Source organism: Pseudarthrobacter sp. MOO14 (assembly GCF_058267675.1).
Map to the genome: position 1 here is coordinate 3300334 of NZ_CM177849.1, position 19115 is coordinate 3319448.

Sequence of the window (19115 nt, forward strand, 5' to 3'; positions counted from 1 at the left end):
ATGAGCATGGACCGCGTGGCCTGGAGCTCGCTCTATAACATCAGCACCGCCAAGAGCGGCTCGAAGCCGTTCTCCAAGGAAACCCTGAAACGGGTGCTGGCCTTCGCCGCCCCGCACAAGGGCAAGCTCATCGCCTTTGTGCTGTCCTCCATCGTCGCGGCGATCCTTGCCGTCGCAACCCCGGTACTCGCCGGCCAGGTGGTTGACGCCATCATCGCCAAGGCCGCCGCCGGCACGGTGATCTGGCTGGCGGTCCTGATCGCCATCGTCGCCGTCGCGGAGGCCGGGGTGGGCCTGTTGACCCGCTGGCTGTCCTCGACCATCGGCGAAGGCGTCATCGTTGACCTGCGCACCCGGGTCTTCGACCACGTGCAGCGGATGCCCATTGCCTTCTTCACCCGCACCCGGACGGGAGCCCTGGTCAGCCGCCTCAACAATGACGTCATCGGGGCACAGTCCGCTTTCGCCGGAACCCTCTCCGGCGTCGTGAGCAACTCGGTGGCGCTGATCCTGACGCTGGCCGTAATGCTCAACCGGTCCTGGCTGGTGACCGTCCTCGCCATGGTGCTGCTGCCGATCTTCCTGATCCCGGCCCGGCGCATGGGCTCCAAACTGGCAGACCTGCGCCGCGAAGCCGCAGCTCACAACGCCGCCATGGGCACCCAGATGACGGAGCGGTTCTCCGCACCGGGTGCCACCTTGGTCAAGCTGTTCGGCCGCCCGGACGAAGAGTCCCGGGAGTTTGCCGCCCGGGCCGGCCGCGTACGCGACATCGGCGTCCGGATGGCCATGCTGCAGTTCACGTTCGTCACGGCCCTGACCCTGGTGTCCGCACTGGCGCTGGCCCTGGTGTACGGCCTGGGCGGCTGGCTTGCCCTTGGCGGACAACTGGCGCCCGGTGACGTGGTGGTCCTGGCGCTGCTCCTGACCAGGCTCTACGCCCCGCTTACGGCGCTGTCCAACGCCCGGGTGGAGGTCATGAGTGCGCTGGTGAGCTTTGAACGCGTGTTTGAAATCCTTGACCTGATGCCGCTCATCCAGCAGAAACCGGACGCCGTGCCCGTGCCTGCCGGTCCTGTGTCGGTCGAATTCGACAACGTCCGCTTCGCATACCCGTCGGCGGACAAGGTCTCCCTTGCATCGCTCGAAGAAGTCTCAACGCTGGACACCCGCGGCGGCGAGGAAGTGCTGCACGGCATCAGTTTCCGGGTGGAGCCTGGCCAGACGGTGGCACTGGTGGGCTCCTCCGGGGCGGGCAAGTCCACGATCGCCCAGCTGCTGTCACGGCTGTACGACGTCGATTCGGGCGCGGTGCGGCTGGGCGGTACCAGGCCGGGGTCTGGCCTGGACGTGCGGGACACCACCTTCGATTCCCTGCGCGACACCTTGGGCATGGTGACCCAGGACGGGCACCTGTTCCACGAGTCCATCGCCTCCAACCTGCGCCTGGCCCGGCCGGACGCCACCGAGAAGGACATGTGGGACGTGCTCCGGCAGGCGCGGCTTGAAGGCATGATCCGGTCCCTGCCGGACGGACTGGACACCGTGGTGGGGGAGCGGGGCTACCGGCTCTCAGGTGGTGAACGCCAGCGGTTGACCATCGCGCGCCTGCTGATCGCCCAGCCGCGGGTGGTCATCCTGGACGAGGCCACCGCAGCACTGGACTCGACGAATGAAGCCGCCGTCCAGGCGGCCCTGGGCGCCGCGCTCGAGGGCCGGACCGCCGTCGTGATTGCCCACCGGCTCTCCACCGTGCGTGCCGCCGACGCCATCCTGGTGGTGGAAGACGGCCGGATTGTCGAACGCGGAACCCATACCGAGCTCCTGGCCGCGGGCGGCCGCTACTCGGAGCTCTACCGGACCCAGTTCGCCGAAGCCACCGCCGTCGCGGAGGAAGCCGTCCCTGAGTTCTAGCGGCGGAGCGGCCGCGCGGCCAGCACGGGGAGGATGTGGTCCGTGAGCAGCGGTGCGAGGTCCGCCGGGAGGGATGCGCCGTCCCTCCCGGCGTAGTCCAGCCAACGGATCTCGGCGATCTCCGCGGCCGGGTTGGCCTGCCAGGTACCCGGGGCGAGGAAAACGGTTGCCTCGATGTCGGTGGCGGCCTCGTTGGCGGCATCGGCCACCCAGACCCCCATTAGTTCCAGCTCCTGCGGCGGGACCACGATCCCCACCTCCTCGGCCAGCTCGCGGGCTGCGGCTTGAACGGCGGTTTCACCCGGCTCCGGTTTGCCGCCGGGGTGCATGAACATGGCCGTGCCGCGTTTCCGGACGGTCAGGAGCCGCCCGGCGTCATCGAACACACAGACGGCGGACACCACGATCCTGTCCTTCATGCGGGAATCCTTTCCAAGTGCGAGACCAGCAGCAGGTCCTTACGGGGACCGGTAACGTCCCAGCTGTAGCTGAACCGGTCAGGTGATTGGCAGGTGTAGGTCACGCGGTAGGTATCGGGGTCGCACCAGTGCGCGTCATGGCTGGCATCCGGGGTAAAGCTCATCCGGTGGAACGGGCGGCCGTCCGGGAAGAACATGTCCAGGGCGTCCTTCCGCGGGGACGCCTTCAGCACGTACTCCCGTGAGGCGGGGCCGGTGAAAGCAGGCCAGCGCATGGTGCCTTCCTCGCGAAGGGCCAGGCCGTCGTCGTCCGTTGGGGTGTAGAGCACGACGCCGGTAAAGGTTCCGCGGGTGCCGTCCGACCTGTCCAGCAGATCGCGCTCCACCCGCCAGCGTCCCGGCCGCTCCGGTGCGGAGGGACCGTCCGCCGGGCTGCCCAGGAGGTAGGCGCGAAGGACGGACTGCGGGGAACTGGAGTTCAAGTGCCCTCGATTGGAATCGAACCAACGACACCGGCTTTAGGAGAGCCGTGCTCTATCCACTGAGCTACGAGGGCGGGCATTCGGCAACCGGCGGGGCCGGCTGGTCCGAACACGGTTACAAGCATACAAGGTGCCGGGCCGTACTACGCTCAAACCATGAGTCCAGCCCCGACTGCCACTCCCGCTGCCGCCTACCTGCCGGACACCGCGTCCACCCGGCACTACATCGGCGCCTGGTCCGTGCTGAGCGTGCTGCAGTACTTCCTCGCCGAGGCGGTGGTGGCCCTTGCCTGGGCCGGCCCGCGTCCGTATGACCTCAGGACCGGCTACATCAGCGACCTTGGTGCGCTGCACTGCGGCGTCCATGCCGGGCGGCAGGTGTGCTCGCCGCTGAACTGGCTGATGAACGGCTCGTTCGTCCTCCAGGGCCTTGGACTGCTGCTGGGTGCGGTGCTGCTGAGCTCGGGGTTGCTGTGCGTCGCGGCACGGCATGGTGCCCGGGTTGACCATGCACACAGGAGGCCGCTGCTGGCCGCCGTGTGGGTGCGGGTGCTGACCGGGGCCGCGGGGGCAGGGACCGTGGTGGTGGGCCTGGTCCCGGAAGACGCCGGCTCACCCTTGCATTACGTGGGGGCCATAACCTACTTCCTGGCCGGCGGGTGTGCCCTGCTGGTCCTGGGCATCCTGTGGCGGCGGCAGACCGGCATGGCGTGGTTCCTGCTGGTCTGCGGAGGCGTGTCGCTGGCGGCCGTGGCGACCGGCGGCCTTACCCGCATGGAGGTGCCCGAGCCCGGCACGCTGGAACGGCTGATGGGCTATCCGGTCACGGTGGGGATGGCCGCCGCCGGGTTGGTCATTGCGCAGCGCGTGCGGCGGCACCGGAAGGAACGGCGGGCAGCGGCGCGCGCCAGGGCAACAGCTGCCTAACGCCCTTTCCGTTGCCGCCTGTTGAGGAACACCGCCGCGGCCCCGGCCAAGAGGCTCAGCACCAGAAGTACCCAGCCGGCAACGGTGAGGCCGGACGCCAAGGCGACCTGGCCGGCGTCGGGTCCGCTGGAAGCCATCATGGCGTCAATGGCCACGTTGCCGCCCAACCGGACCACCACGAACATCATGGGCAAAGCCCAGAGCGCCCAGCGGAGCGCCTTCCGCGCCACGTTGGTCCCGATGAGGAGAAGCCAGGTAAAGCCAAAAATCAGCGGGAAGAGCGTCCCGGCAGTCTTGTGGACGTAGCTCAGCTGGCCCAGGGCGTCGCCGTTCATGACCGCCTGCAGCCGGCCGATGTAGCCGGCATCGAAGCCGCCCACCAGAGAATCCGGCATGGCCATCTCCTGGGAGAGCTGCGTCATCTGGGTCAGGGTCAGCAGGTGCAGGTACCAGAACAGGAACAGGCTGGCCACCACGCCGGCAATGACAATGAGGTTGCTGTTGCCTTGCGCCTTCTCCGGCGTGCGCGCGGTGGAGGGGTTGACCACCGGTGGCAGGTGATGCTGCGGCACAACCGCGTTGGCGCCGTGCTTCTTGATCCGCTGGGCAGGGGTTTTGGCCATGGCACCATTATCCCGCCCCATAAACTGAACCCATGACCACTGGCCGACACAGCGCAGCTGTTCTTGACCCCGCATTGGACGACTACGAGCTGGCGGCGGCGCTGGTCCGTGAAGCAGGACAGCTGGCGCTCCTCATGCGCATGGCCGGCCTGGAACCGGAACAGAAGACCTCCGTCTCGGACGTGGTGACTGCGGCCGACCACGCCGCGGAGGCCTACGTGCTGGAGCAATTGCGGCGCTGCCGGCCGGACGACGGCATCCTGGGCGAGGAGGGCGCGTCCGTCCAGGGAGCGAGCGGCCGGACCTGGGTGATCGACCCCGTGGACGGCACCTACAACTTCCTGCATGGCTCCACTTACTGGTGTTCAGCCATAGCGCTCAAGGATTCCGCCGACGTGTTGCTCGGCGCCGTCTTCCAGCCAGAGGAGGACAAACTCTGGCTCGGCGGACGGGACCGGCCCGCCACCCGTAACGGCGAAGCGCTCACCGTCTTCGCCGACGACAGCGGCAAGCGGAACACCACTCCCGTGGCCGAACTCGGCGCCGCCACCTACATCCACCCCACGTGGCTGATGGATCCCCTGTGCGCCATGCCGTGGCACGCCGCGGCAACGTCCGCAGCGTCCCTCCGCATGCTGGGCTCGGGTTCCTGCGACCTTGGCCGGGTGGCGGACGGCCAGTTGGGGTGCTGGTTCCAGCACAGCTGCCCGGAGTGGGACTGGCTGCCGGGCAAGGCGATCGTTCTTGCAGCCGGCGGGGCCGTGGACACCGTCCACGTCAACGGGCTGGAGTGGTTCATCGCAGGAGGAACGACGGCGGTCCGGGAGCTGCGTGCGGCCCTCCTGTCAGGCTCGGTGGCGTAGCACCACCGCGGGCACACAGCCAGTAATCCACAGCCTGGAAGGCGGTGTCAGTCCCACCGCCTAGACTTGTAGGCATCATGGATATGTTGTTTGACCCATACTCTGACGGGCCGTTCAAGGCCGCTCCTGCCACCACCGCCCGCACCAAGTCGCCCTCCGAAGGCGCCGTTGCGGTCCCCGGGGGCGGGGGAGGCGTGCGCGCAGGACAGGCACCGGAAGGGCATTCCCGGGGCCACCGCCCGGATGCCGCAGCCTTGCTGGAGGGGTTGAACCCGCAGCAGGAAGAGGCAGTCAAGCACTCAGGCCCGGCGCTGCTGATCGTCGCCGGTGCAGGATCCGGCAAGACCCGCGTGCTCAGTAACCGGATCGCCTACCTGATTGCCACCGGCCGAGCCCACCACGGCGAAATCCTGGCCATTACCTTCACCAACAAAGCGGCCGCCGAAATGCGGGAGCGCATCGAAGCGCTGGTGGGCGGACGCGCCAAGATCATGTGGATCTCCACGTTCCACTCGTCCTGCGTGCGCATCCTGCGGCAGGAGGCGGCCAACGTCGGGCTGAAATCGAACTTCTCCATTTACGACTCCGCCGACTCCCTGCGGCTGGTTACCCAGGTCTCCAAGTCCCTTGACCTGGACCCCAAGAAGTTTGCGCCCAAGGCCATACAGCACAAGATCTCCGCGCTGAAGAACGAGCTCATCGACGCCGACTCCTTTGCCTCCGAGGCCAACTACAACGATCCGTTCGAGCACGCCGTTGCGGACGTCTACAAGGGTTATACCCAGCGCCTCCGGCAGGCCAACGCGATGGACTTTGACGACCTCATCGCCGAAACCGTCTACATGTTCCGTGCCTTCCCGGCCTTGGCAGAGTCCTACCGCCGCCGGTTCCGCCACGTCCTGGTGGACGAATACCAGGACACCAACCACGCCCAGTACGCGCTAGTGCGCGAAATTGTGGGCGAAGGGCCGGGCGCCTCGGAACTGACCGTGGTGGGCGATTCCGACCAGTCCATCTACGCCTTCCGCGGCGCCGACATCCGCAACATCGTGGAATTCGAAAAGGACTACCCGGAAGCCCGGACCATCAAGCTGGAGCAAAACTACCGCTCCACGCAAAACATCCTGAGCGCCGCCAACTCGGTGATCTCGCGCAACCCCAACCGGCCCGAAAAGCGGCTCTGGACGGCCGAGGGCGAAGGCCACAAAATCATCGGATACGTGGGCGAGAACGAGCACGACGAAGCGCAGTTCATCGCCAAGGAGATCGACCGGCTCCAGGACGAAGACAACCTGCGGCCCGGTGATGTTGCCATCTTCTACCGGACCAATGCCCAGTCCCGCTCCATTGAGGATGTGCTGGTGCGCGTGGGCTTGCCCTACAAGGTGGTGGGCGGCACGCGCTTCTACGAACGCAAGGAAATCAAGGACGCCCTGGCTTACCTTCGGGTCCTGGTCAACCCGGACGACGACGTCAATCTCCGCCGGGTGCTGAACGAGCCAAAACGCGGCATCGGCGACCGCGCCGAAGGTGCGGTGGCAGCGCTGGCCGAGCGTGAGCGGACCTCCTTCATGGCAGCCGCCCGCCGCGCCGACCAGGCACCCGGGATGGCCACCCGGTCCGTCAATGCCGTCCTGGGCTTCGTGAAGATGCTGGACGACCTCGCCGAAGTTGCGGTGGGGTCCGGCGCCGCCGCCGCACTCGAAGCTGTCCTGGAACAGACCGGATACCTGGCCGCTCTGCGCTCCAGCACCGATCCCCAGGACGAATCCCGCGTGGAAAACCTGGCGGAACTGGTTGCCGTGGTCCGCGAATATGAACAGGAGAACCCGGAAGGCAGCCTGGCCGCGTTCCTGGAGCAAGTCTCGCTGGTGGCCGACGCCGATCAAATCCCGGACGCCCCCGGCGCGGACATCGATGCCGCCGTGGCCGAGGCGAAGCGTCTCGGCGTGGTCACGCTGATGACCCTGCACACGGCCAAGGGCCTGGAATTCCCGGTGGTGTTCCTCACTGGCATGGAACATGGATTGTTCCCGCACCAGCGATCCGCCACCGATCCCAAGGAACTGGCAGAGGAACGCCGGCTTGCGTACGTGGGACTCACCCGTGCCCGCAAGCGGCTGTACGTGACCCGCTCCGAGGTCCGCAGCATGTGGGGCCAGAGCCAGTACAACCCAGCCAGCCAGTTCCTCGAGGAGATTCCCGCAGAGCTCCTTGAGTGGAAACGTGAGGGCACCAGCCGGCAGTCGTGGGCCGGCGGAGGTTCCATCGGGTCCGGCCGTTACAGCGGGTCCTTCTGGGGCGCCGGCACCTCCCGCGGAGCGGCGGCGGATTCTTCCGCCGGATTCAATGCCGACGTTCCGGCGTTCCTTGCCAAGACCCGGGTGCAACCGCAGAAGGAAATCATTGCCGTCAGCGTGGGGGACAAGGTCAACCACACCAGCTTCGGAAACGGTACGGTGCTGGCGCTCGAAGGGGCGGGGGACAAGACGGTCGCGAAGGTCAAGTTCGACGTCGGCGAGAAGCGCCTGCTGCTGCGCTACGCGCCGTTGACCAAGCTCGACGCCTAGGGGCGGACGAGCGGGCGGACGCGCGGGCTCCCGCCAAGAGCATCCACCGTTGCGGCGTTAACTGCGGGCCGGGCAGGACTCGGCCACCAGGCGGCGGGCCATTTCCACCGCACGCGACCCATACACCGCGCCGTCCAGGACCGCGGCCGTGGCGTAGGCGCCGTTGAGGACAATGAGGAGTTCTTCGGCGAGCCGGTCAGGTTCCTCGGCCCCCGCCTCGGCCGCCAGGGTGTGGAACCAGTCGCGGACCTGCTGCTTGTGGGCGACCGCGGCGAGGTGGGCCGGGTGCACGCCGTCGGGGAACTCCGTGTTGGTGTTCAGCATGGGGCACCCCCGGTAGCTGCTTCCGGCGCAGTCGGAGGCCAGTATGTCGAACACGGCAATGAGTTTGTCCTGCGGAGATCCTTGCCCGCCGGCGGCCTCACGCATGCGCTCGAACCAGGCGTCTGCCCGGCCCTGGACATAAGCCGTGGCCAGGGCGTCCTTGGTGGGGAACTGGCGGTAGACGGTCGCGTTGCCCACCCCGCACTCCTTGACCACGGTGTCCATGCCCACGGCCCGTATGCCGTGGGCGTAGAACAGCCGCGTGGCCACCCCAAGTACATTGCGCCGGTTTTCCTCAGCCGTCCTGCGCGCCACAATTCTCCTCCAGTGTGCTCCGATACCGACTGACCCAGTTTGACAGACGGAACGATCCGTCACAAACTTGGGAACGATCCGTCACATTGAATGGCGGCCCCGCCATCACCAGGAGAACACCATGAAGACAGCAGTACTTGGAACCGGAATGGTTGGCCGGACCATTGCCGCACGCCTCGCGGAGCTCGGCCATTCCGTCACCATCGGCACCCGCGACCCCGCGGCCGCCATGTCCCGGACCGCAGCTGACGCCATGGGCAACCCGGCCTTTGGGACCTGGGCCGCTGAGAACCCGGCCATCAAGGTGGCACGGTTCTCGGATGCGGCGGAAGGCGCAGGGCTGATCATCAACGCAACCAACGGCGGTGCATCGCTCGAGGTGCTGGAGCAGGTCGGCCCGGAAAACCTCGACGGCGCGGTGGTCCTGGACATCGCCAACCCGCTCGACTTCAGCAACGGCATGCCTCCCACCCTCTTCGTCAAGGATACCGATTCCCTGGCCGAGCAAATCCAGCGGGCCTTCCCCGCGGCCCGCGTCGTCAAGGCCCTCAACACCATGAACGCGGACCTGATGGCCTATCCCGGACAGCTGTCCGACCCCGGATCCGTCTTCGTCTCCGGCAACGACGCCGAAGCCAAGGCCGTGGTCACCGGACTCCTGAAGGACTTCGGCCACCAGGACGTCATCGACCTCGGCGACATCACCACGGCGCGCGGAACCGAAATGCTGCTGCCCGTCTGGCTCCGCCTGTGGGGCGCACTCGGAACGCCTGCCTTCAACTTCAAGATCGTCCGCTGACAGGACAACCACCATGAAAGCCGTCCACATCACCGCTCCGGGCGCGAGCCTGCAGCTCGCTGAAACCGATCGCCCGGAAGTTCCCCACGGACATGTACTCATCAAGGTTGCAGCCAGCGGCATCTGCCACAGTGATGCCATGCCCGGAGCAGGTATGGCATCTTCCTACCCGCGCATCCCCGGCCACGAGGTCGCCGGAACCGTCGAGCTGGTGGGCGACGGTGTGACCCGGTGGGCGCCCGGCCAGCGCGTGGGCGTCGGATGGTTCGGCGGGGCGTGCTTCCAGTGCGACCCATGCCGGCGTGGGGATTTCATCTCCTGCGAGGCCGGAAAAATCACCGGGCTGACTGCCGATGGTGGCTATGCGGAGTACGTCCTCGCCCCGGCTGATGCCCTCGCTGCCGTCCCCGACGCACTCACGCTTGCTGAAGCTGCTCCGTTGATGTGCGCAGGCGTCACCACCTTCAACGGATTGCGCCACAGCGGTGCCCGACCGGGAGACCTCGTTGCCGTCCTTGGATTGGGTGGCCTGGGACACCTCGGTGTCCAGTTCGCGGCCAGGATGGGATTCGAAACCGTCGCCATTGCGCGCGGCGCCGAAAAGGAACCCTTTGCCCGTGACCTCGGCGCCCACCACTACGTTGACAGCCTCAGTTCCGACGTCGCCGCGGAACTGAGGGGCCTCGGCGGTGCCGCCGTCGTCCTCGCCGCCGTCACCGACGCCCATGCGATGTCTGCCGCCGTTCCGGGGCTCGCGGCCCGTGGCCGGCTCGTGGTCCTTGGCGTCCCGCACGAACCAGTCCCGGTTGACGCCGGCCTCCTCGTGGGCGGCAGCCGCTCGATCGCCGGGCATGCCTCCGGGACGGCGAAAGACTCCGAGGACGCGCTTCGCTTCGCGGCGATGACCGGGGTGCGCCCCATGATCGAAACCTACCCGCTCGTGCAGGCAGCCGAGGGCTTCAACCGGATGATGTCCGGCCGGGCGCGCTTCCGCGTCGTCCTGACCAATGACTAGGCCCCTGGCGCCGGAACCCGAAGCTGCACCGGAAGGACATACGGACTCTCCATGACCAACCAACGCACCCTTGTCATTGTTGCCCACCCCGATTTGGCAGGATCCCGGGTCACCGCCCATCTCGCCGCCTCCATCGGGGACCTTGATGGTGTCACAGTCCGGGACCTGGCGTCCCTCTACCCTGACCGTCGCGTGGACGCCGAGCTGGAACAGCGGTACCTGCGGGAAAACGACACCATCGTGCTGCAGTTTCCCTGGCACTGGTATTCGGTTCCCGGACTGCTGAAGGAATGGATGGACCAGGTGCTCACCCGCGGTTTTGCCTACGGCGCCGGTGGGGACGCGCTGCACGGGAAGCGCCTGCAGCTTGTCACCTCAACCGGGGGACCGGAATCCTCGTACTCGCCAGCAGGCCACAACCGTTTCACCATGGCCGAGCTGCTGCGGCCCCTGGAGGCCACCGCACACCTCTGCGGGCTGGACATGGCCGAGCCCGTGGTCCTGCACGGGGCGCATGGGGCGACGCCGGAACAACTGGCGGCGCATTCCCGGCGATACCGGGACCTGCTCTCCGCGGTGCCTGCAACAGCAGGCAGCTGAGCGCGCCCCGTCTTCCGGTGGCGGGGCATAATGGAGGCCATGCGACGGACTACGTGGGGGATGCTCGCTGCCCTATTCCTGATGGCCGGCACCGGATGCTCGGTGACAACCAGCGACCCTTCCTATGTCCCGCCGCCTCCGCGGCCGCCGATGGAGCAGCTGGCGAACGCGCCGCTGGCCGACGCGAAGCAGTTCTCCAGCGGCGGCGATGTCCTCTCCTTCATTACCGCCGACCGGACCGTCGCCTGCTCGCTGACCTCCGCCCGTGGAGAGCACCTGAACCTGCCGTACGAGCAGAACAGCTACAGCAACGCGGCCAACAACAAGCTGCCCATCGTCCCCGTGGCCCACTGTGAATTGGCCGCCTATCCGGCGCCAAAAGCCGCCGATATCAAGGACGATTGCGCAGGAACCCACCTGGGCTACCTCGGCGGCACAGCCCTGCTGGCGCCGGACAGTGCACGCTACGGCGAGTGCCGTTCCGGCGTGACGACCATCGAGGCAACCTACGGACCCAAGGGAAACAAGGCAGGACCGCTGACGCAGCTGCCCGTGCTTGCCGACGGGCAGAACCTGGAGCGCAACGGACTGCGCTGTTCGGCCTACAACGGCGGTGTGGCGTGCGGAAACGTCTCCGCCGGCGTCGGATTCTTCGTTTCAACTGAACGTTACGAGCTGATTCCCGGACCGGACAAAAGCACCGCCCCGCCGCAGGCAGGGGCCTCAAAAACCCCGTAAATCCGCGGTTTTTCTACGCCCCATAGAATAGTGTGCTTACTCACATAAGAGGTACTCTGGGACGGCCCGGCCGCTCCAAAGGACTAGAGTTCCCCATGGAGCATTACGCCGCGTGGCTCGTTTCCAGACAGGCCGCCGGTGCGTGCAATCCGCAGCCCGGTCATCGTCCTTCCGATGGTGTCCGACTGTACAGAAACTACTTCGACGTAGAAGGACACTAAACCGTGGACCTGTTTGAATACCAGGCGCGCGATATGTTCGAGGCGCACGGTGTACCCGTGCTTGCCGGCATCGTGGCGTACACCCCAGAAGAAGCAAAGGCAGCTGCCGAGAAGATCGGCGGCGTGACTGTTGTCAAGGCACAGGTCAAGGTTGGCGGTCGCGGCAAGGCCGGCGGCGTCAAGGTCGCAAAGTCTGCCGACGAAGCGCTTGAGCACGCCACCAACATCCTGGGCATGGACATCAAGGGCCACACCGTTAACAAGGTGATGATCGCCCAGGGTGCAGACATCGCCGAGGAATACTACTTCTCCGTCCTGCTGGACCGGGCCAACCGCAACTACCTGGCCATGTGCTCGGTTGAGGGCGGCATGGAAATCGAGCAGCTCGCCGTCGAACGCCCCGAAGCGCTGGCCAAGATCGCCATCGACCCCGCCGTGGGCATCGACCAGGCCAAGGCCGACGAGATCGTCGCAGCCGCAGGCTTCGCCGAGGAACTGCGCGGCAAGGTCGCCGCCGTGATCCTCAAGCTCTGGGATGTCTTCAAGAAGGAAGACGCCACCCTGGTGGAGGTCAACCCCCTCGTCAAGACCGGCGCCGGCGACATCGTCGCCCTGGACGGCAAGGTCTCCCTCGACGAGAACGCCGGCTTCCGGCACGCCAAGCACGCGCAGCTCGAGGACAAGGATGCTGCAGACCCCCTTGAGGCCAAGGCAAAGGCGCAGGACCTCAACTACGTCAAGCTCGACGGCGAAGTAGGCATCATCGGCAACGGTGCAGGCCTGGTCATGTCCACCCTCGACGTCGTGGCCTATGCCGGCGAAAACCACGGCAACGTCAAGCCCGCCAACTTCCTGGACATCGGCGGCGGAGCCTCCGCCGAGGTCATGGCCGCCGGCCTGGACGTCATCCTGGGCGACGAGCAGGTCAAGTCCGTGTTCGTCAACGTCTTCGGCGGCATCACCGCCTGCGACGCCGTCGCCAAGGGCATCGTTGGCGCGCTGGCCGAGCTGGGCCACTCCGCGAACAAGCCGCTGGTAGTCCGCCTTGACGGCAACAACGTCGAGGAAGGCCGCCGCATCCTCACCGAGGCCAACCACCCGCTGGTAACCCTGGCCGCCACCATGGACGAGGGCGCCGACAAGGCCGCCGAGCTCGCCAACGCAGCTAAGTAAGGGACGCACCATGTCTATCTACCTCAACAAGGATTCCAAGGTCATCGTCCAGGGCATCACCGGCGGCGAAGGCACCAAGCACACCGCCCTGATGCTCAAGGCCGGCACCAACATTGTTGGCGGCGTCAACGCCCGCAAGGCCGGCACCACGGTCCTGCACGGCGACAAGGAAATCAACGTCTACGGCACCGTCAAGGAAGCCATGGCTGAAACCGGCGCCGACGTCTCCATCGTCTTCGTGCCGCCGGCCTTCACCAAGAACGCGGTCGTCGAAGCCATCGAGGCAGGCATCGGCCTGGTCGTGGTCATCACCGAAGGCGTTCCCGTCCAGGACTCCGCCGAATTCTGGGCGCTGGCCCAGTCCAAGGTGGACGCCGACGGCAACCAGGTCACCCGCATCATCGGCCCGAACTGCCCCGGCATCATCACCCCCGGCGAAGCATTGGTGGGCATCACCCCCGCCAACATCACCGGCAAGGGCCCGATCGGCCTGGTCTCCAAGTCCGGCACCCTGACCTACCAGATGATGTACGAATTGCGCGACCTGGGCTTCTCCACCGCCATCGGCATCGGCGGCGACCCCATCATCGGCACCACCCACATTGACGCCCTGGCCGCGTTCGAGGCTGACCCCGAGACCAAGGCCATCGTGATGATCGGTGAAATCGGCGGCGACGCCGAAGAGCGTGCTGCCGACTTCATCAAGGCCAACGTCACCAAGCCGGTTGTTGGCTACGTGGCCGGATTCACGGCTCCCGAAGGCAAGACCATGGGCCACGCAGGCGCCATCGTCTCCGGTTCCGCCGGTACCGCCCAGGCCAAGAAGGAAGCCCTCGAGGCCGCCGGCGTCAAGGTCGGCAAGACGCCGTCCGAGACCGCCAAGCTGCTGCGCGAGGTTTTCGCAGCCCTCTAGGGGACTTGCACTCAGCGCGGGGCCATGCCCGCCCGCCCCATCAGATGGGGCGGGCGGGCATGGCCCCGCGTTCGGCGTTTAAGCGGGTCTCGTAACCGACGTCGCCGCACTCCCTGCGTCGAGTAGGGTTGAATGGCAAGAGGGGCCACGGTGCCCAGGCAGGGGAGCAGGATGGCAGAGGCGCGGCGCACGCTGGTTGACGTCGTCGTGGACAAGGTCCTTGAGCACATTCTCAGCGGGGAGATCAAGGCCGACGACGCCCTGCCGCCGGAGGCGGACATCGCCAAGGAATCCGGGGTCAGCAGGCTGACGGCCCGGGAGGCCATGAAAGTGCTGAAGGCCCAGAACGTGGTGTACGTCAAACGCGGCCTCGGCACATTCGTCAACCCGCCCGAACGCTGGACCGGCATGGACGCCATCATGCAGGCGGCCTCCAGGGGAGTAGCCTCCGACCAGGTGGCCCTTCGCCTGCTCGAGGTCCGCCGGATGGTGGAGACAGGTGCGGCGGAACTCGCCGCCTCCCGCCATCGCCCGGCTGACCTTGCAGCCTTGCGGGAGAGCGTGGAGCAGATGGAAGCGGCGCACAATGCCGGAGACGTCGATGCCCTGACCGTCGCCGACATCGCGTTCCATGACACCGTGCTGCGCGCGTCCGGCAACCCGTTTGTCCCCGCCCTGCTGGGCCAGCTTTCCACCCTGTTGTATGCCATGCGCCGCGAGACCTCAGCCTTCCCCGACGTGCAGCGCCACGCCATCCACCACCACAAAATGGTCCTTGCCGCCATCGCCGAGGGCGATCCTGCCACGGCGCGCTCCACAATGGACGCCCACATCACCCAGACCTTCGAGGACTACGAGAACTACCTCGCCGTCTCGAGCCGAAACGGCGCGACTGCCCGCTAGGCACTGCCGGGTGAAACCCGGGTTGCACGCCGTTCTCCCTGCCGCCCGCGGGCAGCCTCCCGCATGTGTTGACGCCCACATCTCCCTGTGGCTAGAATCGCAGTCAGACATCAGACATCTGATATCAAAATCCCCCGAAATGCCGCCAGCCAAAGGAGTCGTTATGTGCGCGCATTCCCCTCATAAAGGTCCCCACGCCACCGCGGGAGGCCAGCGATGAGCTCCCGTACCGCCGCCCCCGCACTCAGCGAACTGGGCGAGACCACCCTCCGCAAGGTCCGTCGGCGGCTGATGCCCCTGATCGTCCTTCTGTACTTCATCGCCTACCTCGACCGGAACAACGTCGGCTTCGCCAAGCTTGGCATGCAGGGCGACATCGGCCTCACCGAGGCTGCCTATGGCCTGGGTGCCGGCATCTTCTTCCTGGGCTACGCCCTGCTGGAAATCCCCAGCAACGGCGGCATGTACCGCTACGGTGCCCGCAAGTGGATTGCCCGCATCCTGATCAGCTGGGGCATCTTCGCCACGGCCATGTTCCTGGTCAACGGCGAAGCCACCTTCTACGTGATCCGCTTCCTGCTTGGAGCGGCCGAAGCCGGCTTCTTCCCGGCCATCCTCTTCTACCTGACCCTGTGGTTCCCCGCGGCGCAGCGCGTGACTGTGCTTGGCATCTTCATCCTGGCCCAGCCCATCTCCAACGCCCTCGGTGCTCCCGTCTCCGGCATGCTCCTGAACCTGGAAGGCGTCGCGGGCCTGCACGGCTGGCAGTGGCTCTACATCCTTGAAGGCATCCCCGCCATCATCCTGGGCATCATCACGCCCTTCGTCATGACGGACCGCCCGGAACACGCCAAGTGGCTCAAGCCGGAGGAGCGCGAATGGCTCTCTACGACCATGGCCGCGGAACTGGCGGACAAGCAGAAGTCCGGCAACCACAACTTCCTGGCCGGCCTGAAGGACCCGCGCACCATCGCCTACTCGGCGCTGTACTTTGGCCTGGTCTGCGGCATCTATGGCCTGGGGCTCTGGCTGCCCACCATCGTCAAGGCGCTTGGTACGTTCGACTCCACCCAGGTGGGATTCATCGTCTTCATCCCCTACGCCATCGCAGCCGTGTTCGTCTACTTCTGGAGCAAGCGCTCGGACCGCACCGGCAACCGTGTGTGGCACGCCAGCATGAGCATGGTGCTCGCCGCCGTCGGCCTCCTGGGCGCCGGGTACCTGCTCCCGGTCAATGCCGTGCTGGCCATGGTTTTCCTGACGCTCGCGGCCATGGGGATCTACTCGGCGATCGCACCCTTCCTGGCCATGCCGTCGGCCGCCCTCACCGGCGCTGCGGCCGCAGCGGGCCTTGCCATGGTCAACTCCCTTGGCAACCTGGGCGGCTTCGTGGCCCCCTACATCGTGGGCATCCTCAAGGACGCCACGGGGAACAGCCAGACCGGCCTGGTGTTCCTGGCCGCCTGCCTGGCCGTGACCGCCGCCGCCACCTACCTCTACGCACGCAAGCGGCCCGAAGGTGCCTCCGCCGCCGGAGCCACCGTCCCTGCCCCCGAAACCCACTAGGAGACCCCCATGACCACACAGCACATCTTCCCCGCGGAACGCACCGCCGTCCTGACCGGTGCGGCGTCGGCGCGCGGCATCGGCCGAGCCACGGCTGACCGGCTGGCCAGCGAGGGCTGGTCCATCGCGATCCTGGATATCAATGCCGAGGACGCCCAGGCGGCAGCCGCCGAAATCGGTTCCAGCCGGGCGGTCAAAGCGATCGGCGTGGGAGCCGACGTGTCGGACGAAGCATCCGTGGACCGGGCCATCACGGAGATCGAGCAGGCCCTTCCACCCATCGTGGGACTGGTCAACCTGGCCGGAATCAGTTCGCCCACCCCCTTCATGGAGACCACGGTGGCGGAATGGGACAAGGTCTTCGCCATCAACATGCGCGGCACGTTCATCGTGTCCCAGCGCGTCCTCAAAGGCATGATCGAACGCGGACTGGGCAGGATCGTCAGCATCTCCTCCATCTCCGCCCAGCGCGGCGGCGGCACCTACTCCAAAGTGGCATACAGTGCCTCCAAAGCAGGAATCCTGGGCTTCACCCGTGCCCTGGCCCGGGAAGTGGGCGAGCACAACATCACCGTGAACGCGATCGCGCCGGGCCCGATCGACACGGACATCATGGGCGGCACGCTGACCGACGAGCGGAAAGCCCAAATGTCGGAGGGCATCATGATGGGCCGGGTGGGAACCAGGGAAGAAGTGGGTGCCCTGATCGCCTTCCTCCTGGGCGAGGACGCCGGTTACATCACTGCGGCCACCTACGACATCAACGGCGGCCTGCAGGTCTCCTGACCGCGCAGCCGGGACTGGTGCCGTGCGGCGTGGCGGCCGCACGGCACCGGCGTGGGTGTGCCCGGGGACACCCGGCTCCGCAGCGTTCCCGCCAGTTCACCGGCTATAGGATTTCTACATGGCAACCAAAAACCAGGCCTCGGGCGGCGTCAGCAGGCAGGTCCTCGCCGACCACGTTTACGAGGCGCTCCTGGGTGCCTTGATGGACGGCCGGCTGGAAGCCGGTACCCCCGTCAGCATTGATGGCATGGCCCGGGAACTGGACGTTTCCCCGACCCCGGTCCGTGAGGCGCTCGCGCGGCTGGAAGCCACCGGTATGGTCCGGCGGATGGCCCTGCGCGGATACCGGGTGGCGCCCCTGTTCTCTCCGGAAGAGCTTGCAGACCTGATGGACGCGCGGCTGGTGATCGAACCGGCCAATGCCTTCATGGCCTGCAAACACGCGAACCAGGAACTCACCGGGCGGCTCCAGCAGGCCATCGAGGACCTCAAAGCGGCGCCCCGCGGCCCATCGTTCGCCGAGTTCCGCGCTTATTGGGAAGCGGACGAACGCTTCCACCGCATGATCGCCGAATCGGCGAACAACCAGTTCCTGCTGTCCGCGTACAACGCCCTTGGTGGCCAGGTGCAGCGTTTCCGTTTCTTCGGGGGCCTGGGCGTCACGGACGCCGACTACGCCATTGCCGAGCACACGGAGATCCTGAAAGCCTTTGAAGCCGGCGACGCCGAGCTTGCCCGGCAGAAGATGATCGACCACATCGAAGGCGTCAAGCAGCGCTCGCAACACGACAGCGAAGTGCGAAACTAGCAGCACCGCCCGGCGCTGTCCTGGCGGCCCCGCGGCCCCCGGTCGCCACCTCATGGCCCATTGGCCTTCACAAGACCCCTTGACAATGCCGTCGAACAGCATAGATCCTATAGGAAATGCGATTCATGATCTGGAGTGACAATGCCGTACACCGCTGAAAACTGGCCCATCGCCGCTGCCCTGCTGCAGTTCCCCGGAACCCGGCCGGACGGAACCGCCGTCCAGGACGCCCCTGCCGGAGACTGGCAGCAGGTCTTCGAAGAAGTCGCCGACGCCGGTTTCACCAATGCCGACCTCACCGACAGCTGGGTCCGCCCCGGCGACCTTTCCAGCGCCCGGCTGGACGAGCTGAAAGCCGCTGCCACGGCCGCCGGCCTCGGACTTCCCTCCATCTCGGCCATCCGCCGCAGCGTGATCGAGGAAGGCAACTGGGAAGAAAACCTTGCCTACACCCACCGCACGCTCGACGCCGCAGCACAGCTTGGCTGCGAGGTTGTCTCGATCGGGCTGCACCAGGCCATTACCCCCGAGCAGCGGAAGCAGCTGTGGTTCTGGACCGTCGAGGGCCACAAAGATCCGGTGGGGGACAAGGAAAGCTGGAACAACGCCGTCACCCGTATCCGCGAAGTGGGCAAGCACGCCGCCGAACTTGGCCTCCTGGTGTCGCTGGAGATGTACGAGGACACGTACCTGGGCACCGGCGATTCCTCCGTGCAGCTGGTCCAGGACATCGACCTGCCCAACGTAGGGCTGAACCCGGACCTGGGTAACCTGATCCGCCTGCACCGCCCCATCGAAGACTGGCGGGAGCTGGTGCACAAGACCCTGCCTTACTCCAACTACTGGCACGTCAAGAACTACATCCGCGATGAAAACCAGGCCCGCAACCAGTACGTCGCCATGCCGGCTCCCATGGAATCAGGCCTCATCAGCTACCGCGAGGCGTTCCAGTTCGCCATCTCCGTCGGCTTCCAGGGCATCATCTGCACGGAGCACTACGGCGGCGACGGCCTGAGCGTCACCGCCGCCAACCAGGATTACCTCCGGCGCCAGGTCCTGCCCAAGCGCGACGGCTATGCCCTGGGCACCAGCCTGGTGGCGCAGGGCCGGCAAACCCCCGCGGCAGTCCCTGCACGCTAGCCGGCCGGCTCCCAAC

General features: G+C 66.6%; 19 protein-coding genes and 1 tRNA gene. 15 read left to right on the forward strand and 5 right to left on the reverse strand.

The window, feature by feature from the left end; all coding sequences use genetic code 11:
• Window positions 1-1914, forward strand: a complete 1914-nt coding sequence (locus tag AC4EEV_RS15400) for an ABC transporter ATP-binding protein (protein WP_491329362.1) — start codon at window positions 1-3, stop codon at window positions 1912-1914.
• On the opposite strand, the gene AC4EEV_RS15405 is transcribed toward AC4EEV_RS15400, so the two are convergent.
• From AC4EEV_RS15405 to AC4EEV_RS15415, 3 genes are all read right to left on the reverse strand, one after another.
• A complete protein-coding gene (locus AC4EEV_RS15405; RefSeq protein WP_133832518.1) occupies window positions 1911-2333 on the reverse strand; it encodes an NUDIX hydrolase in 423 nt (140 codons plus the stop codon). The genes AC4EEV_RS15400 and AC4EEV_RS15405 overlap by 4 nt on opposite strands.
• Window positions 2330-2815: a DUF6314 family protein gene (locus tag AC4EEV_RS15410; protein WP_491329363.1), complete on the reverse strand. Its 486-nt coding sequence runs from the start codon at window positions 2813-2815 to the stop codon at window positions 2330-2332. The genes AC4EEV_RS15405 and AC4EEV_RS15410 overlap by 4 nt, the downstream gene beginning before the upstream one ends.
• 1 nt (window position 2816) lies before the next feature.
• A tRNA-Arg gene (locus tag AC4EEV_RS15415) sits at window positions 2817-2889 on the reverse strand.
• Between the two features lie 82 nt (window positions 2890-2971).
• On the opposite strand from AC4EEV_RS15415, the gene AC4EEV_RS15420 reads away from it, so the two are divergent.
• A complete protein-coding gene (locus AC4EEV_RS15420) occupies window positions 2972-3742 on the forward strand; it encodes a DUF998 domain-containing protein (RefSeq protein WP_491329364.1) in 771 nt (256 codons plus the stop codon).
• Here AC4EEV_RS15420 and AC4EEV_RS15425 read toward each other — a convergent pair.
• Entirely contained in the window at window positions 3739-4365 is a 627-nt protein-coding gene (locus AC4EEV_RS15425; protein ID WP_491329365.1) for a hypothetical protein, read from the reverse strand. The genes AC4EEV_RS15420 and AC4EEV_RS15425 overlap by 4 nt on opposite strands.
• Before the next feature lie 32 nt (window positions 4366-4397).
• Here AC4EEV_RS15425 and AC4EEV_RS15430 point away from each other — a divergent pair, with 32 nt between their 5' ends.
• A complete protein-coding gene (locus AC4EEV_RS15430) occupies window positions 4398-5228 on the forward strand; it encodes an inositol monophosphatase family protein (RefSeq protein WP_491329366.1) in 831 nt (276 codons plus the stop codon).
• Window positions 5229-5305: 77 nt separating this feature from the next.
• The gene (gene pcrA, locus AC4EEV_RS15435) at window positions 5306-7798 is read left to right on the forward strand and encodes a DNA helicase PcrA (RefSeq protein WP_491329367.1); all 2493 of its coding nucleotides are present in this window, start codon (window positions 5306-5308) and stop codon (window positions 7796-7798) included.
• A gap of 57 nt (window positions 7799-7855) precedes the next feature.
• On the opposite strand, the gene AC4EEV_RS15440 is transcribed toward pcrA, so the two are convergent.
• The gene (locus AC4EEV_RS15440) at window positions 7856-8437 is read right to left on the reverse strand and encodes a TetR/AcrR family transcriptional regulator (protein WP_240617838.1); all 582 of its coding nucleotides are present in this window, start codon (window positions 8435-8437) and stop codon (window positions 7856-7858) included.
• 121 nt (window positions 8438-8558) lie between these two features.
• On the opposite strand from AC4EEV_RS15440, the gene AC4EEV_RS15445 reads away from it, so the two are divergent.
• The 11 genes from AC4EEV_RS15445 (at window position 8559) to AC4EEV_RS15495 (ending at window position 19099) form a co-directional block, all read left to right on the forward strand.
• Complete coding sequence (locus AC4EEV_RS15445; protein ID WP_491329368.1) at window positions 8559-9236, forward strand: NADPH-dependent F420 reductase; 678 nt, start codon at window positions 8559-8561, stop codon at window positions 9234-9236.
• A 13-nt stretch (window positions 9237-9249) separates the two neighbouring features.
• Window positions 9250-10251 (forward strand): alcohol dehydrogenase catalytic domain-containing protein, encoded by a 1002-nt coding sequence (locus AC4EEV_RS15450; RefSeq protein WP_491329369.1) that lies wholly within the window; start codon window positions 9250-9252, stop codon window positions 10249-10251.
• A gap of 51 nt (window positions 10252-10302) precedes the next feature.
• On the forward strand, window positions 10303-10851 hold the full coding sequence (locus AC4EEV_RS15455; protein ID WP_018762173.1) for an NAD(P)H-dependent oxidoreductase: 549 nt from the start codon (window positions 10303-10305) through the stop codon (window positions 10849-10851).
• Between the two features lie 60 nt (window positions 10852-10911).
• A complete protein-coding gene (locus AC4EEV_RS15460; protein ID WP_491330898.1) occupies window positions 10912-11589 on the forward strand; it encodes a hypothetical protein in 678 nt (225 codons plus the stop codon).
• 224 nt (window positions 11590-11813) lie between these two features.
• Complete coding sequence (gene sucC / locus AC4EEV_RS15465; protein ID WP_018762175.1) at window positions 11814-12983, forward strand: ADP-forming succinate--CoA ligase subunit beta; 1170 nt, start codon at window positions 11814-11816, stop codon at window positions 12981-12983.
• A gap of 10 nt (window positions 12984-12993) precedes the next feature.
• Entirely contained in the window at window positions 12994-13896 is a 903-nt protein-coding gene (gene sucD, locus AC4EEV_RS15470) for a succinate--CoA ligase subunit alpha (protein ID WP_018762176.1), read from the forward strand.
• 171 nt (window positions 13897-14067) lie between these two features.
• A complete protein-coding gene (locus AC4EEV_RS15475; protein ID WP_018762177.1) occupies window positions 14068-14799 on the forward strand; it encodes a FadR/GntR family transcriptional regulator in 732 nt (243 codons plus the stop codon).
• A 216-nt stretch (window positions 14800-15015) separates the two neighbouring features.
• A complete protein-coding gene (locus tag AC4EEV_RS15480) occupies window positions 15016-16365 on the forward strand; it encodes an MFS transporter (protein ID WP_018762178.1) in 1350 nt (449 codons plus the stop codon).
• 9 nt (window positions 16366-16374) lie between these two features.
• Window positions 16375-17151, forward strand: coding sequence for an SDR family NAD(P)-dependent oxidoreductase (locus tag AC4EEV_RS15485; protein WP_133832510.1), 777 nt, complete (start codon window positions 16375-16377; stop codon window positions 17149-17151).
• A gap of 118 nt (window positions 17152-17269) precedes the next feature.
• Window positions 17270-17959, forward strand: coding sequence for a GntR family transcriptional regulator (locus AC4EEV_RS15490; RefSeq protein WP_491329370.1), 690 nt, complete (start codon window positions 17270-17272; stop codon window positions 17957-17959).
• A gap of 141 nt (window positions 17960-18100) precedes the next feature.
• On the forward strand, window positions 18101-19099 hold the full coding sequence (locus AC4EEV_RS15495; protein ID WP_491329371.1) for a sugar phosphate isomerase/epimerase family protein: 999 nt from the start codon (window positions 18101-18103) through the stop codon (window positions 19097-19099).
• Window positions 19100-19115 lie beyond the last annotated feature (16 nt).

Coding starts and splice junctions, on each gene's coding strand:
- AC4EEV_RS15475 (WP_018762177.1), top strand. CDS start 14,068: ATGGCAGAGGCGCGGCGCACGCTGGTTGACGTCGTCGTGGACAAGGTC.
- AC4EEV_RS15400 (WP_491329362.1), top strand. CDS start 1: ATGAGCATGGACCGCGTGGCCTGGAGCTCGCTCTATAACATCAGCACC.
- AC4EEV_RS15485 (WP_133832510.1), top strand. CDS start 16,375: ATGACCACACAGCACATCTTCCCCGCGGAACGCACCGCCGTCCTGACC.
- AC4EEV_RS15490 (WP_491329370.1), top strand. CDS start 17,270: ATGGCAACCAAAAACCAGGCCTCGGGCGGCGTCAGCAGGCAGGTCCTC.
- AC4EEV_RS15455 (WP_018762173.1), top strand. CDS start 10,303: ATGACCAACCAACGCACCCTTGTCATTGTTGCCCACCCCGATTTGGCA.
- AC4EEV_RS15480 (WP_018762178.1), top strand. CDS start 15,016: ATGAGCTCCCGTACCGCCGCCCCCGCACTCAGCGAACTGGGCGAGACC.
- AC4EEV_RS15430 (WP_491329366.1), top strand. CDS start 4,398: ATGACCACTGGCCGACACAGCGCAGCTGTTCTTGACCCCGCATTGGAC.
- AC4EEV_RS15495 (WP_491329371.1), top strand. CDS start 18,101: ATGCCGTACACCGCTGAAAACTGGCCCATCGCCGCTGCCCTGCTGCAG.
- AC4EEV_RS15450 (WP_491329369.1), top strand. CDS start 9,250: ATGAAAGCCGTCCACATCACCGCTCCGGGCGCGAGCCTGCAGCTCGCT.
- AC4EEV_RS15460 (WP_491330898.1), top strand. CDS start 10,912: ATGCTCGCTGCCCTATTCCTGATGGCCGGCACCGGATGCTCGGTGACA.
- AC4EEV_RS15425 (WP_491329365.1), bottom strand. CDS start 4,365: ATGGCCAAAACCCCTGCCCAGCGGATCAAGAAGCACGGCGCCAACGCG.
- pcrA (WP_491329367.1), top strand. CDS start 5,306: ATGGATATGTTGTTTGACCCATACTCTGACGGGCCGTTCAAGGCCGCT.
- AC4EEV_RS15405 (WP_133832518.1), bottom strand. CDS start 2,333: ATGAAGGACAGGATCGTGGTGTCCGCCGTCTGTGTGTTCGATGACGCC.
- AC4EEV_RS15420 (WP_491329364.1), top strand. CDS start 2,972: ATGAGTCCAGCCCCGACTGCCACTCCCGCTGCCGCCTACCTGCCGGAC.
- sucD (WP_018762176.1), top strand. CDS start 12,994: ATGTCTATCTACCTCAACAAGGATTCCAAGGTCATCGTCCAGGGCATC.
- AC4EEV_RS15445 (WP_491329368.1), top strand. CDS start 8,559: ATGAAGACAGCAGTACTTGGAACCGGAATGGTTGGCCGGACCATTGCC.